This is a genomic window from Streptomyces nojiriensis (genome assembly GCF_017639205.1).
Lineage (GTDB): Bacteria > Actinomycetota > Actinomycetes > Streptomycetales > Streptomycetaceae > Streptomyces > Streptomyces nojiriensis.
The window spans coordinates 2,668,221-2,681,686 of record NZ_CP071139.1; the positions used below are offsets into that span (position 1 = coordinate 2,668,221).

16 protein-coding genes are annotated in these 13,466 nt (G+C 72.6%); 6 read left to right on the forward strand and 10 right to left on the reverse strand.

Annotated features, from left to right (window positions below; genetic code table 11):
* The first annotated feature begins 1 nt into the window (after position 1).
* Both JYK04_RS12440 and JYK04_RS12445 read left to right on the forward strand, forming a co-directional pair.
* Positions 2–793 (forward strand): SURF1 family cytochrome oxidase biogenesis protein, encoded by a 792-nt coding sequence (locus JYK04_RS12440; RefSeq protein ID WP_189735823.1) that lies wholly within the window; start codon positions 2–4, stop codon positions 791–793.
* Positions 794–802: 9 nt separating this feature from the next.
* Entirely contained in the window at positions 803–1,558 is a 756-nt protein-coding gene (locus JYK04_RS12445) for an SDR family oxidoreductase (RefSeq protein WP_189735825.1), read from the forward strand.
* Between the two features lie 185 nt (positions 1,559–1,743).
* Here JYK04_RS12445 and amaP read toward each other — a convergent pair whose 3' ends face one another.
* The 8 genes from amaP to JYK04_RS12485 form a co-directional block, all read right to left on the reverse strand.
* A complete protein-coding gene (gene amaP / locus JYK04_RS12450; RefSeq protein ID WP_189735828.1) occupies positions 1,744–2,301 on the reverse strand; it encodes an alkaline shock response membrane anchor protein AmaP in 558 nt (185 codons plus the stop codon).
* Between the two features lie 4 nt (positions 2,302–2,305).
* Complete coding sequence (locus tag JYK04_RS12455) at positions 2,306–2,866, reverse strand: DUF6286 domain-containing protein (protein ID WP_229875132.1); 561 nt, start codon at positions 2,864–2,866, stop codon at positions 2,306–2,308.
* Positions 2,863–3,228, reverse strand: coding sequence for a hypothetical protein (locus tag JYK04_RS12460; RefSeq protein ID WP_189735832.1), 366 nt, complete (start codon positions 3,226–3,228; stop codon positions 2,863–2,865). The genes JYK04_RS12455 and JYK04_RS12460 overlap by 4 nt, the downstream gene beginning before the upstream one ends.
* Before the next feature lie 7 nt (positions 3,229–3,235).
* Positions 3,236–3,421, reverse strand: coding sequence for a hypothetical protein (locus JYK04_RS12465; protein WP_030010792.1), 186 nt, complete (start codon positions 3,419–3,421; stop codon positions 3,236–3,238).
* Positions 3,422–3,436: 15 nt separating this feature from the next.
* Positions 3,437–3,874 carry an Asp23/Gls24 family envelope stress response protein gene (locus tag JYK04_RS12470; protein WP_189735834.1) on the reverse strand — a complete coding sequence of 146 codons (438 nt, stop codon included), beginning with the start codon at positions 3,872–3,874 and terminating at the stop codon, positions 3,437–3,439.
* 126 nt (positions 3,875–4,000) lie between these two features.
* Positions 4,001–4,780: an enoyl-CoA hydratase/isomerase family protein gene (locus tag JYK04_RS12475; RefSeq protein ID WP_189735835.1), complete on the reverse strand. Its 780-nt coding sequence runs from the start codon at positions 4,778–4,780 to the stop codon at positions 4,001–4,003.
* A gap of 159 nt (positions 4,781–4,939) precedes the next feature.
* Positions 4,940–5,161 carry a helix-turn-helix domain-containing protein gene (locus JYK04_RS12480; protein WP_030010789.1) on the reverse strand — a complete coding sequence of 74 codons (222 nt, stop codon included), beginning with the start codon at positions 5,159–5,161 and terminating at the stop codon, positions 4,940–4,942.
* 364 nt (positions 5,162–5,525) lie between these two features.
* Entirely contained in the window at positions 5,526–7,124 is a 1,599-nt protein-coding gene (locus tag JYK04_RS12485; RefSeq protein WP_030010788.1) for an ABC-F family ATP-binding cassette domain-containing protein, read from the reverse strand.
* 290 nt (positions 7,125–7,414) lie between these two features.
* Here JYK04_RS12485 and ypfJ point away from each other — a divergent pair, with 290 nt between their 5' ends.
* Together ypfJ and JYK04_RS12495 are read left to right on the forward strand one after the other, a co-directional pair.
* Positions 7,415–8,308 carry a KPN_02809 family neutral zinc metallopeptidase gene (gene ypfJ, locus JYK04_RS12490; protein ID WP_189735837.1) on the forward strand — a complete coding sequence of 298 codons (894 nt, stop codon included), beginning with the start codon at positions 7,415–7,417 and terminating at the stop codon, positions 8,306–8,308.
* Between the two features lie 63 nt (positions 8,309–8,371).
* Positions 8,372–8,767, forward strand: coding sequence for a VOC family protein (locus tag JYK04_RS12495; RefSeq protein WP_189735839.1), 396 nt, complete (start codon positions 8,372–8,374; stop codon positions 8,765–8,767).
* 42 nt (positions 8,768–8,809) lie between these two features.
* On the opposite strand, the gene JYK04_RS12500 is transcribed toward JYK04_RS12495, so the two are convergent.
* Together JYK04_RS12500 and JYK04_RS12505 are read right to left on the reverse strand one after the other, a co-directional pair.
* The gene (locus JYK04_RS12500; RefSeq protein WP_373297401.1) at positions 8,810–10,234 is read right to left on the reverse strand and encodes a hypothetical protein; all 1,425 of its coding nucleotides are present in this window, start codon (positions 10,232–10,234) and stop codon (positions 8,810–8,812) included.
* Between the two features lie 211 nt (positions 10,235–10,445).
* Positions 10,446–11,576 (reverse strand): alpha/beta hydrolase family protein, encoded by a 1,131-nt coding sequence (locus JYK04_RS12505; RefSeq protein WP_189735841.1) that lies wholly within the window; start codon positions 11,574–11,576, stop codon positions 10,446–10,448.
* Positions 11,577–11,886: 310 nt separating this feature from the next.
* Between JYK04_RS12505 and JYK04_RS12510 the strand changes: the two genes are divergently transcribed.
* On the forward strand, positions 11,887–13,170 hold the full coding sequence (locus tag JYK04_RS12510; protein WP_189735843.1) for an inorganic phosphate transporter: 1,284 nt from the start codon (positions 11,887–11,889) through the stop codon (positions 13,168–13,170).
* Between the two features lie 31 nt (positions 13,171–13,201).
* Positions 13,202–13,423 carry a hypothetical protein gene (locus JYK04_RS12515; RefSeq protein ID WP_189735845.1) on the forward strand — a complete coding sequence of 74 codons (222 nt, stop codon included), beginning with the start codon at positions 13,202–13,204 and terminating at the stop codon, positions 13,421–13,423.
* The last annotated feature ends 43 nt before the right edge of the window (positions 13,424–13,466 follow it).

Below are 13,466 nucleotides of genomic sequence, written 5' to 3' on the forward strand. Positions count from 1 at the left end.
CGTGTACCGCTTTGTGCTGACCCGGCAGTGGGTGTTCCTCACCCTGATGGCCCTCGCCCTCATCCCCGCGATGATCAAGCTGGGGTTCTGGCAGTACCACCGCCATGAGCACCGGGTCGCGCAGAACCAGCTGATCGAGGCGAACCTGCGGGCGAAGCCGGCCCCCGTGACCGAGCTCACCTCCCCCGGACACCGGGTCCCCCGCGCGGACTTCTGGCGCGCGGTCACCGCGACCGGCACGTACGACTCCGCGCACGAGGTCGTCGTCCGGATGCGCACCGACCGCGACGACAAGGTCGGCTTCCACGTCCTGACCCCGCTGGTCCTCTCCGACGGCCGGGTGGTCCTGGTCAACCGGGGCTGGGTGCCGGGCGGCGACGACCCGCGCGCCTACCCGCCGGTGCCGGCCGCGCCCACGGGCGAGGTCACGGTCACCGGCCGGCTGAAGGCCGACGAGACCAGCGGCGGCAGCGGCATCAAGGACCGCAAGGGCCTGCCGGACCGCCAGGTGATGCTGATCAACAGCGCGCAGCAGGCGGAGTACCTGGGCCGCACGGTCCTCGGCGGATATCTGGAGCTGACCGCTCCGGTCCCGGCGGACGGCAGCCCGGAGACCATCGCCGACCCCGACCACGACTCGATCGGGCCCCACATGGCGTACGCCGTCCAGTGGTGGCTGTTCGCCGGCGCGGTTCCGGTGGGCTGGGTGGTCCTCGTACGGCGGGAGAAGCGCGAGCGCGAGGAAGAGGCCGCCCGGGCCGAAGCCTCCCGGCAGGAGCCGGCGACGGCGTAGCGTGTCGGCATGGATCTTGGACTGAAAGACCGTGTCTACATCGTCACCGGGGCCACGCGCGGTCTCGGCCTGGCCTCCGCCCGGGAACTGGCCGCCGACGGCGCCAAGGTGCTCCTGACGGGCCGGGACGAGAAGCGGGCGGCCGACGCCGCCGCCGAGCTCGGCCCGAACGCGGCCGGTGTGGCGGCCGACAACTCCGACCCGGAGGCGGCCGAACGGCTGGTCGCCACCGCGCGGGAGCGCTTCGGCCGCCTCGACGGCATCCTCATCAGCGTGGGCGGCCCGGCGCCGGGCTTCGCCGCGGACAACACCGACGCGCAGTGGTCGGCGGCCTTCGAGTCGGTCTTCCTGGGCGCGGTCCGCCTCGCCCGGGCGGCGGCCGCCGAGCTGGGCGAGGGCGGGGTCATCGGCTTCGTCCTGTCGGGCTCGGTCCACGAGCCGATCCCCGGCCTGACCATCTCCAACGGCCTGCGCCCGGGCCTCGCCGGCTTCGCGAAGTCCCTCTCGCTGGAGCTCGGCCCGCGCGGGATCCGGGTGGTCGGCCTGCTTCCGGCCCGCATCGACACCGACCGCGTGCGCGAGCTCGACGCGCTGTCCGGTGACGTGGAGGCCGCGCGGGCGGGGCACGAGTCCCGCATCCCGCTGCGCCGGTACGGCACCCCGGAGGAGTTCGGCCGCACCGCGGCCTTCCTGCTCTCTCCGGCGGCGTCGTACCTGACGGGTGTCATGCTCCCGGTCGACGGCGGCTCCCGGCACGGCTTCTGACCCGCCGTGCCCCGGTCCCCCCAGGCCGTCTCTTCCGGATCTTGCCGGGCCCGCGACGCCCGGCACCGCACCTGGCCGCGTTGTCGGGGCACCCGAGTACGTCCAGTACACGGTGCGCTCCTCCGCCTTGCCATGTACGGCAACGGACGCCGCGAGCTCGGCCGACAAGATCCGAAAGAGACGGCCTAGGTCACGCGCCGGGCCCGGTGGGACGTCACCTTGAGGCGGGCCTCCGCGGGCAGTTCCGGGAGGCCCGCCGAGGTCCGCGCGTGGGTCAGGACCGGGCCGGCCACGGCGGCCAGGGCGTCGGCGGGGACCGCGTGGGGTTCCAGTTCCAGCGCGACCCGCAGCGCGGGCGACCCGCGCCGCCCGCGCAGGGCGACCCGGCAGCCGGCGACCCCCTCCAGGGCGCCGGCCTCCGCGGCCACCGCCTCCTCCAGCGCGCGCCCGCGCAGCATGGCGAACGCCCCGTCCCCGGTGTCCACCACCACCGCCTGCAGCCGCGGGCGCCTGAGCTGGGACAGCAGCCACCACAGCGCCAGCAGCACACCCACCGCGAGGGCGGCGAGCACCGCCCACCACCACCAGCCCTCGGCGTGCCAGTACCGGTTCCTGGTCTGCTCGCTCAGCAGCGGCGCATGCCGACCGTGCAGCGGCCACCAGCCCGTCAGCACCACGATGCCGGCCGCCACCAGGACCGCTCCGGCCACCGCCAGCAGGATCCGGTTCACCGTTGCGAGCACTGCCTCACCTCCTGACCCGTACCCGCGGCTGCGGCGGGCGCGCGAGGCCCAGTTCCTCGATGCCGACGGCGAGCACCGCGTCGAGGTCGGCTTGTACGTCGTCCAGCTCGCGGAAGTGCGAGGTGGCCCGCACCCCGACGCGGGACCGGCCCACCTTGACCCGGACGGACCGGACTCCGGACACCTCCATGGCCCGGTCCCGCAGGATCTGCGCGGCGGCCTTGCGGCCCAGCCCGGCCCGGACTCCCGCCCGCTGGTCCGGGGTCCGCATCGGCAGGATCCCGCGCAGCCCGGGGGCCAGTGCCAGCAGCAGGAGCACCAGCCCGACCAGGACCAGGCCCCCTCCGATCAGCTGCACCCCCAGGTCCGCGGGGGTGTGCGTGGCGAGCTGGTCGGCGAGGTCGCGGCGCCAGCCCATCCCGGGCCGGCCGGACCGTACGGCGGCCAGGTCGTACAGGAACAGGACCGCCACCCCGAGCACGACCAAGGCCGTGAGCGCGGCGGGCACCCGCCGGGGGGAGCGGAACCGGTGGGCCGGGCCCGGGCCCGAGCCGCGGGCCGTCACCGCAGCCGCCGGTCCCGCCCGGAGGCGGTTCGGGAGTGGCCGGAGTGCAGGTGCTCGATGTCGATGTCCACCTCGGGCACCGACATCGACGCGCACTCCTCGACCCGGAGGGCCACCTGACGGCGTACGGCCGCGCACTGGGCGGCCAGGTCGGAGGGGTAGTCCAGCTCCAGGCTGACCCGGACCCGGGCGATGTCGTGGTGCACGGTGACGGTGGCGTGCGGGGGTGTGCCGGGGACCGTGGCGAGCGCCTCCCGGGCGGCCTGGGCGGCGATCTTCGCCACGACCCGGTCGGCGATACGGGTGGCACCGCGCTCGGCGGCGGCCACCCGGGGCGGGGCGGAGCGCGGCGGGCTGCTCATCGGCGCCTCACCCGCGCCGGTCGTCACGGCGGCGGAACAGGTCACCCGGTTCCAGGTCCCCGTCGAGGAACCGGCCGGCGACGAAACCGATGGCGCCGAGGGCGGCCACCAGCAGGAAGGCCCCGAAACCGCCGAAGTAGCCGGCGAACGCCAGGGCCATGCCGGCGAACAGTCCGGCGATCGCCATGCTCATGCGGGCTCCTCTCGGCTACTGGAGACGGGATTCCGGTTCCTCGTCGGGCTCATCGGGCAGCTTGACGTCGCTCACCGCGATGTTGACCTCGACGACCTCCAGGCTGGTCATCCGTTCGACCGCCGAGATGACGTTCTCCCGGACCGCCCGCGCCACGTCACGGATCGAGACGCCGTAGTCCACGACGATCTCCAGGTCGAGGGCGGTCTGGGTCTCGCCGACCTCCGCCTTGACCCCGCGGCTGACCGCGGCCTTGCCGCCGCCGGGCACCCGGTCGCGGACGGCGCCGAAGGTGCGGGAGAGGCCGCTGCCGCTGCCCATGGCGTGCACGCCGACCACCTCGCGGGCGGCCAGCCCGGCGATCTTCTCGACCACCCCGTCGGCGATGCTCGTGCGTCCCCGGTCGCCGGGTTCCTTGCCCTTGACGGAGCCCCCTGATGCGGATTCGGTCATCGCGTGTCCCTTCCGTGCGTGGTGGACTCACTCCGCACCACGTTAGGCGCCCGGGCGCGCGGGCGCCCCGGGAGTACGCCGGTCGGCTGGCCGGCCCTCCCCGGGGCTCCGGTGTCGCGGCGTCCCTCAGTCGGAGAGACCGGCCAGGTCCCGCAGGCGGCGGGCCTGGGCCGCGCGCTCGGCGGCGCGCTGGTCGTCGTAGGGGCGGGCCTGGGCGGAGCGCAGCAGTGTCTTGGTCTCGATCACGGCGTCCCGCGGCGGGGCCAGCAGGGCGGTGGTGAGGTCCTGGACTGCGGCGTCGAGCTCGTCCGCGGGGACGACGAGGTTGGCGAGGCCGACCCGCTCCGCCTCTTCGGCGTGCACGAAGCGGCCCGTCGCGCAGATCTCCAGCGCGCGGGCGTAGCCGACCAGGGAGGTCAGGGGCTGGGTACCGGCCAGGTCGGGGACCAGGCCCAGGCTGGTCTCGCGCATGGCGAACTGCACGTCGTCCGCGACCACGCGCAGGTCGCACGCGAGCGCGAGCTGGAAGCCGGCGCCGATCGCGTGCCCCTGCACGGCGGCGACGGAGATGATGTCGTTACGCCTCCACCAGGTGAATGCCTCCTGGTACTCGGCGATCGTGGAGTCGAGCAGTTCGTCCGAACCGCGTGCCAGATCGAGGAAGGACGGCTCGCCCTCGAAACCTTCGGGGGTGAACGCCTGCCGGTCGAGCCCTGCGGAGAAGGACTTGCCCTCACCGCGCAGCACGACGATCCGGACGGTGCCCGGCAACAACCTCCCGGCCTCGGCCAAAGCCCGCCAGAGCGCGGGGGATTGGGCATTTCGCTTGGCCGGATTGGTCAGTGTCACCGTGGCGACCGTGTCGTCGACGGTGAGTCGTACGCCGTCCTTGTCGAGCAGAGCCATCTTTCATGCCTCCGGTGTGCAGTCGGCCGCAAGCTCGGCCTAAGTGACTGCACAGTAACCACCCGGTCGACCGAAAGGCCGACCGGGGGTCACCGAAGGAACCGTCGGATCATGATGAGCCTTGATGCCGTTGGAGCGTTGGAACCGATGGGACCGGGGTCAGGCCGTAGCGGCCTTCTTGCCGCGCGTCGCGCCTCCGCGACCACGCAGCGACACCCCGGACTCACTGAGCATCCGATGGACGAATCCATAGGACCGGCCGGTCTCTTCGGCCAGCGCCCGGATACTCGCACCGGAGTCGTACTTCTTCTTCAGGTCTGCCGCGAGCTTGTCGCGCGCGGCGCCGGTTACCCGGCTGCCCTTCTTCAGAGTCTCGGCCACCCGTGCCTCCTCGTGGGAAGTGCGCTCTGGACTTCTCATGATCACCCCTCCCACGCTTCCTGGCCACCCATTCAGCAAGGTCGGTACGACGGCATTTCCCGACCGGTGGACGCCCGAGCAGAACGGAATCTCCCCTTCCGCTGCATGACTTCCGTCACACTCCGCTGCCCTCGCCGGGAATCTCCAGGTCAGGGGCGCGGAACCGGAAAGCGAACGGCCCCGGGCGCACACCTTGGCGGGTGCGACCGGGGCCGTGGGACGACGCGCAACGGTACGAGACCGTCTCACTCAGATGATGGATCACCCGTGAGCCGAATGATCCATAAGGAACTGGATCAGAACCGGAACGTGAACCGGAACCCGATCAGGCGAGGGCCACCAGGTCCCGGTAGTCCGGTCCCCACAGGTCCTCGACGCCGTCCGGGAGCAGGATGATCCGCTCCGGCTCCAGCGCCTCGACGGCGCCCTCGTCGTGCGTGACGAGGATGACCGCGCCCTTGTACGTGCGCAGCGCGCCCAGGATCTCCTCGCGGCTGGCCGGGTCGAGGTTGTTCGTGGGCTCGTCGAGGAGCAGCACGTTCGCCGAGGAGACGACCAGCGTGGCCAGGGCCAGCCGGGTCTTCTCGCCACCGGAGAGCACCCCGGCGGGCTTGTCCACGTCGTCCCCGGAGAAGAGGAAGGAGCCGAGCGTCTTGCGGACGGCGACCAGGTCCAGGTCGGGGGCCGAGGAGCGCATGTTCTCCAGGACCGTGCGCTCCGGGTCCAGGGTCTCGTGCTCCTGGGCGTAGTAGCCGAGCTTGAGGCCGTGACCGGGAACGACCGTGCCGGTGTCCGGCTTCTCGGTACCCGAGAGCAGGCGCAGCAGGGTGGTCTTGCCGGCGCCGTTGAGACCGAGGATGACGACGCGGGAGCCCTTGTCGATGGCCAGGTCGACGTCGGTGAAGATCTCCAGGGAGCCGTACGACTTCGAGAGGCCCTCGGCGGTCAGCGGGGTCTTGCCGCAGGGCGCCGGGTCCGGGAAGCGGAGCTTGGCGACCTTGTCGTTGACGCGGACGGCCTCCAGGCCGGCGAGCAGCCGGTCGGCGCGCTTGGCCATGTTCTGCGCGGCGACCGTCTTGGTGGCCTTGGCGCGCATCTTGTCGGCCTGCGAGTTCAGCGCCGCGGCCTTCTTCTCGGCGTTCTGGCGCTCGCGCTTGCGGCGCTTCTCGTCCGCCTCGCGCTGCTGCTGGTAGAGCTTCCAGCCCATGTTGTAGACGTCGATCTGGGAGCGGTTGGCGTCCAGGTAGAAGACCTTGTTGACGACGGTCTCGACGAGGTCCACGTCGTGGGAGATGACGATGAAGCCACCGCGGTAGGTCTTCAGGTAGTCGCGCAGCCAGACGATGGAGTCGGCGTCGAGGTGGTTGGTGGGCTCGTCGAGGAGCAGGGTGTCGGCGTCCGAGAAGAGGATCCGGGCCAGCTCGACGCGGCGGCGCTGACCACCGGAGAGGGTGTGGAGCGGCTGGCCGAGCACCCGGTCGGGCAGGCCGAGGGCGGCCGAGATGGTCGCGGCCTCCGCCTCGGCGGCGTACCCGCCCTTGGTCAGGAACTCCGTCTCCTGGCGCTCGTACTGCTTCATCGCCTTGTCGCGGGTGCCGCCGGTGCCGGTGGCGATGCGCTCCTCGTTGGCGCGCATCTTCTTGATCAGCACGTCGAGGCCGCGCGCGGACAGGATCCGGTCCCGGGCCAGAACGTCGAGGTCGCCGGTGCGCGGGTCCTGCGGGAGGTAGCCGACCTCACCCGAACGGGCGATGGAGCCGGCGGCGGGCTGACCCTCGCCCGCGAGGCACTTGGTGAGGGTGGTCTTGCCCGCTCCGTTGCGGCCGACCAGGCCGATGCGGTCGCCCTTGGCGACACGGAAGGAGGCGGACTCGATAAGGACGCGGGCGCCGGCGCGCAGCTCGATGCCGGTGGCGGTGATCACGGAAATACTCCAGGGCGGGTCGGGACGGCGGAAGGGGGGCAGGACGCGAAGCTTCGACGCCGCTAATCCGCGAGGAGATTTGCCATGAGAGACATTCTACCGGGGGTGTGCAACTGGTTTCCGGGCCCGGGCCGGGCCGTCCGGCCTGCGGGATCCGCTTCCCCGTGTCCCCCGTCCGGCCCAGTGGCCCCGCGGAGCGGCAGAGGCGCAGATCGGGATGATCGGGTCGATACTCGCCGCATGGGCGGAGACGCGACCGCACCTGTTCGACGTACGGAGGGCGGTGCGGGATGCAGTTCGACGACGACGCCAGACTCGACAGCTCCGAGGTCGAGGACAGGCGCGGCGGCGGCCGCATCCCGGGCGGGAAGGCCACCGTCGGCGGCGGCATCGTCGGTCTCATCGCGCTGGTCATCGGGCTGCTGTTCGGGGTGGGGCCGGAGCAGCTGGGGCTGTCCTCCGGGGAGGAGGAGCCGGCGCCGGTCTCCTCGTCGCTCACCGAGGTGGATCGGGCCTGCAAGACGGGGCGGGACGCGAACACGCGGGAGGACTGCCGGCTGCTGGCGGTCACCCGGAGCACCCAGGCCTTCTGGAGGCAGGAGTTCGCCAGGCGCGGCGGCCGGTACAGCCCGACGACGACCGTGTTCTTCGAGAACCGGACGAGCACCGCGTGCGGGACCGCCAGCTCGGCGGTGGGCCCCTTCTACTGCCCCGCGGACCGGAAGGTCTATCTGGACCTGGGCTTCTTCAACGAACTGCGGACGAAGTTCGGCGCGGCCGGCGGCCCCTTCGCCCAGGCCTACGTCGTCGCCCACGAGTACGGGCACCACATCCAGAACCTGACCGGAACCCTCCAGCGGGCCCAGGACGGACGGCAGGGCCCGAACAGCAACGCGGTCAAGGTCGAGCTGCAGGCCGACTGCTACGCCGGGGTGTGGGCGCACAACGCGACGAACGTCACGGACGCCTCCATCGGGCGGCCGCTGATGAAGCTCTTGACCGAGGCGGACATCAGGGAAGGGCTGGACGCGGCGGCCGCGGTCGGCGACGACCGGATCCAGGAGAAGTTCCAGGGCCGGGTGTCCCCGGAGGCCTGGACCCACGGCTCGGCCGAGCAGCGTCAGCAGTGGTTCCACCAGGGCTACCGGACCGGTGACATGGCCCAGTGCAACACCTTCCGCTGACTGTCGGTGACGCCTGCCATGCTGGTGTGACGCGGGTCACCGTCACGAGAGGGAGTGATCGTCATGGCAGGCGTTCCGTCCATCTGTCCCACACTGGTCTACCGCGACGCGAAGGCGGCCATCAGGCTGCTGACCGAGGCCTTCGGCTTCAGCCAGGTCGCCGTCTACGAGGGTGAGGACGGTTCGGTGACGCACGCCGAGCTGGCGTACGGCAACGGCATGGTGATGCTGGGCAGTTCGGGCAGGGGCGGGGTCTTCGACAAGGCCATGGAGGGCGCCGGCCCCTCGGGGGTCTATGTCGTGGTCGACGACGTGGACGCCCACCACCGGCGGGCGGTGGAGCACGGCGCGGAGATCGTGATGGAGCCCACCGACCAGGACTACGGCTCCCGGGACTACATGGCCCGCGACGCCGAGGGCAACGTCTGGAGCTTCGGGACGTACGCGCCGCAGGTCTGACCCCGGCGGCGCGCCCGTCCCCGACCTCGTTCTCCTACGGAGTCACTCGCCGCCGGTGTGGACCTGGAAGGCGGCCCGGCGGACCGCCTTGGCCAGCGTCGGGTCGGGGTGGGCCGCGGCGAGCGCGACCAGCACCTGCACCGTGCGCGGATGGCCGACCGCACGGACCTCGTCCAGCAGCCGCGGGACGGTGGTCCGGACTGCGGAGTCGAGGTGGCGGGCCAGCAGCTCGGCCTCGCCGTGGTCGGCGATGGCGGCCGCGGTGTCCACCCAGAGCCAGGTCGACTCCTCGGCGGTCAGGACGTCCTGCGCCTCGTCGGGGTCGACTCCGTCGTGCTCGGCGAGCCACAGCAGGGCGTAGGGACGCAGGGCGGGCTCCCGCACGGTGGCGCGCACCTCGGGCTCGGCGGGGGCGCCGACCACGCGCAGCGCCTCGAAGGCGAGGCCGCGCAGCAGGGCGTCCTCGCCCCGGGCGGCCTGCAGCAGCTCGGCCACAGCATGGCCGACGGGCCGGGCGGCGAGCCAAGCCTGGTACTCGGCGCGGGCCGGGCCGGGGGTGAGCCGCGCGCAGCCGTGCAGCATGGCGGCGGCGGACTGCTCGATGTTCCCGGCGGGGCTCTGCGCCGCGACGCAGATCTGCTCCAGCTTGACCCAGACGGCCCAGCTGCCGAGCGGGGTGAGCGTGGCCCGGGCGGGGCCGAGGGTGACGGCGTCCACGGCGGCGAGTCCGCCGAGCGCCCAGCGCAGCAGCCGGGCGAGCGGGACGGGGCGGGTCTCCGCGGAGCCGGCGGCGGACGTCTGCGCCGCGGCGGGCTCGGCCTCGTAGGGGATCTCGCACCGCTCGTCGCGCAGTTCGGTGACGCGCTGCCCGAGCAGGTCGAGCAGGTCCGGGACGGTCACCGGGCCGGCGGACAGCTGGAGCAGGGAGAGGAGTTGGGGCATGGCCTCGACGACCTCGGCGACGGCCGAGGGGGCGATGTCGGCGGGTGCCGGATGGACCAGCGACCAGGCGTCGAAGAGGGCGACCCAGCCGCGCAGTACGGCGGTGTCGTCGCGGTCCCAGGCGCGCAGCCGCCAGCCGGGCCGGGCGTGGCCGCCGTGCACCTCGACCAGTCCGGCGAGCCGGGCGCGGTCCCAGCCGACCTGGATCTGGCCGTGCGTCAGGCCCAGTTCCGTGGCCGCGCGTTCGACGTCGGCCGCGGACAGGGCGCCCGTGGGGGCGGGCCGGCCGCCGTCTCCGGCGCCGAGATTGCGCTCGGCCCAGCGGGTCAGGCGTACGGCGTCGGCGAGCGAGGCCCGGGCCCGGTTCGCGAGGTCGGCCGTGGCGGGTGTACCCGCCGGGGGCCGGGGCGCGGGCCGGGTGCGTCGGTCGGTCACCGCCTTGCGGGCCGCGGCGACGGAGCGCGGCGAGACGAGTCGGAGTCTGGAGTCGCGAGCCAACTGCTCATCAGGCTTTCGGGACGTCACGGAAGCAGTCTCGCCCGTCACTGGCCGAAAGCCCAAACGGAACCGCTCGTTATCGCCGTTCACCGCAGCGCAGACCGGGACAAGCCGCCCGTGGGGGCCTGTCCGTCACAGGGCCTTCACATGACGACGCTTCACACAGGCCTTCACACCGGCCTTCACACGGGCGCTCACACTGCGCACGGGCCCCTCACGCCGGCCTTCACACGGGTCTTCACATGAGGGGGGTGAGGAAGCGGCGCAGGGCCTCCTCGTAGCCGGCCGGGTCGGCGTTCCACATCGCGCCGTGCCCGGCCCCGCCCACGGTGTGCAGCGTGGCGAGGTCGGGGCGGGCGGCGGCGAGTCTGCGCGAGGGCCCCCAGGGGGCGAGCGCGTCGTCCGGGCCGTGGAAGATCAGTACGGGGACGCGCAGCGCGCCGGGGTCGGAACCCGCCGGCCGGCGGTCGGCGCGCAGGCCCGTGAGGCCCTCGGCGGCCCGGACCGCCAGCGGCAGCACCACGCCGGGGACGCCGCGGGCCGCGGCGAGCCCGCGCAGGGTGGTGTGCCAGTCGAGCACCGGGGAGTCCAGGACCAGCCCGGAGATCCGGTGGGCGAGCGGCGAGCGCTCGTAGGCGTGCAGGGCCATGGTGGCGCCGGTGGACCAGCCGTACAGGACCACGCGGCGGGCTCCGTAGCGCAGGGCGTAGCGGATGGCGGCGTCCAGGTCGCGCCACTCCGATTCACCGAGGTGGCCGAGGCCGTCCGGGGAGGCGGGGGCGCCCAGGTCGCCCCGGTAGCCGAGGTCCAGGACGGGCAGCTGGTGGCGGTGCAGGAAGGGCATGACCACCATCGGGTGCTCGCGGCTGCTGCCGAGCCCGTGCACGGTGATCACCCAGGTGTCCCGGGCGGCGGGCACGAACCAGGCGGGCAGGGCGCCGAGCTCCCCGGGGACGTCCACGTCGGCGTGGTCGAGCCCGAGGGCGGTGCGCGGGTTGCCGACGTACACCTGGGGGGTGAGGGTGACCCGGGTGCCGGGGGCGAGGGTGCCGTGGGTGACGGAGACGAGCTGCCGCACGACGGCGTCCGGGCCGGGGTCGGCGTCGGGGAGCACGGGCCCGACGACGGCGTGCACGCCGGGTGCGACCAGGCCGTACGTGCCGGGTCGCAGGGAGGCGAGCGAGCGGGTCAGCGTGATCCGGCCGTCGACGGCGGAGTGGACGCCGAGCTTCGGTCCGCCGGGGAGCGGGCGGCCCGGTTCGGACCGCAGGGCCGCGTCGGCGGCGTGCCGGGCGACGGCGACGGCGGCCGCGCCGGCACCGATGAGGGTCGTCGTGACGGCCGCAGCCGTCGCTGTCGCGGTACGCACTGCTCCAGTGTCGGGTCGGGGCCTCGGGCGGGCCACCGGAGCGGATCGCTCCACGGTGGGCACGGAGCGAGTGATCTAGGTCTCATTCGAGGCCCGGGGGGCGGGATCGCACGCGCGGCGAGCCGCCTCCGGAGGGGTTCATTCACCCGACTTTGACGTGCATTAATAGCACTATCAACGTAAGAATCAGGACGAATGGCCCGATCGCACCCCGGGGCAGTACACCGCTCCGACCAAGTCAGTTCATCTTCCGTTCACCCAGGTTGCCTACGGTCGCCGAGCCACTGACGTCAAACAGAAGCCTGGGTAAATGGAGCACATAACGCTTCTCCTCGGGATCGTGATCATTACCGCTCTCGTGTTCGACTTCACGAACGGTTTCCACGACACAGCCAACGCGATGGCTACCACCATCTCGACCGGCGCCCTCAAGCCCAAGACGGCGGTGGCCATGTCCGCCGTGCTCAACCTCGTCGGCGCGTTCATGTCCGTGGAGGTCGCCAAGACGATCTCCAAGGGGCTCGTCAACGAGGAGGGCATCCAGCCAGAGGTGATCTTCGCCGCCCTGGTCGGAGCGATCCTCTGGAACCTCGTCACCTGGCTGGTCGGTCTCCCCTCCAGCTCCTCGCACGCCCTGATGGGTGGCCTCATCGGTGCCGCGGTCGCCTCCGCCGGCATCGGCGCGGTCAACGGCAGCGTCGTCGTCACCAAGGTCCTCATCCCCGCGATCGCCGCCCCGCTGGTGGCCGGCATCGCCGCGTACCTGGCCGCCAAGGTCACGTACAAGCTGGGGGACAAGGTCGGCGAGAAGACCTCCGCCAAGGGGTACCGCGCCGGTCAGATCGCCTCGGCCGGTCTCGTCTCCCTCGCGCACGGCACCAACGACGCGCAGAAGACGATGGGCATCATCACCCTGGCCCTCATCGCCGGCGGTGCGATCGCGCCCGACGCGAACCCGCCGGTCTGGGTCATCGTCTCCGCCGGTATGGCCATCGCGATGGGCACCTACCTGGGCGGCTGGCGCATCATCCGCACCATGGGCAGCGGCCTGACCGACCTGCACCCGCAGCAGGGCTTCGCCGCCCAGACCTCGGCCGCGTCCGTCATCCTGGCCTCCTCGAACCTGGGCTTCTCGCTCTCCACCACCCACTCGTGCTCCGGTGCGGTCATGGGTGCGGGCCTGGGCCGCAGGGGCGGTGTGGTCCGCTGGTCCACCGCGACCCGCATGTTCGTCGCCTGGGGCCTGACCCTGCCGGCCGCCGCGCTGGTCTCGGCCGGTGCCGAGCTGGTCATGCGCATCGGTGACGTCGGCATCGCCGCGGTCACGCTCTTCCTGATCGGCTCCTGCCTGGCCATCTGGTTCATCTCGCGCCGCCAGGTCGTCGACCACAACAACGTCAACGAGGTGGAGCCGGCCCGCGCCGAAGAGCCGGGTGTCGTCACCACGGCGATCGCCGCGGTCACCGTCCCGCCGACCGTCGCCGCCGCCGGTACCAACGCCGCGGCAACGACCGCCGAGGTTACGGACGAAGCCCTCAAGGCCACCATCCCGGCCGCGACGCAGACCCCGGCGGCTCCGGCCGCCGCGGTCTGACCGAGACAGAGACACAAGAGGAAACGGCAGTATGAAGATCGACTGGGAAGCACTCGGCTCCGTCTTCGGGGTCAGCCTCTTCGCCACCGTCGCCCTCGTGGCCCTCTTCACCCTGGGCCTGGTGGGCCTGTCCAAGCACGAGACCGCCACCGAGCAGGGCGGCACCGCCGCCCTCGCCCGCAGCGGCGCGTACGCCTGCTTCGCCGTCATCGCGGCGGCCGTTGGCTACGGGATCTACCTGATCGTCGCCTGATCCGCCGCCCCGCGGCCGACCGGGCGTGAAGGCTCCCTCCGGG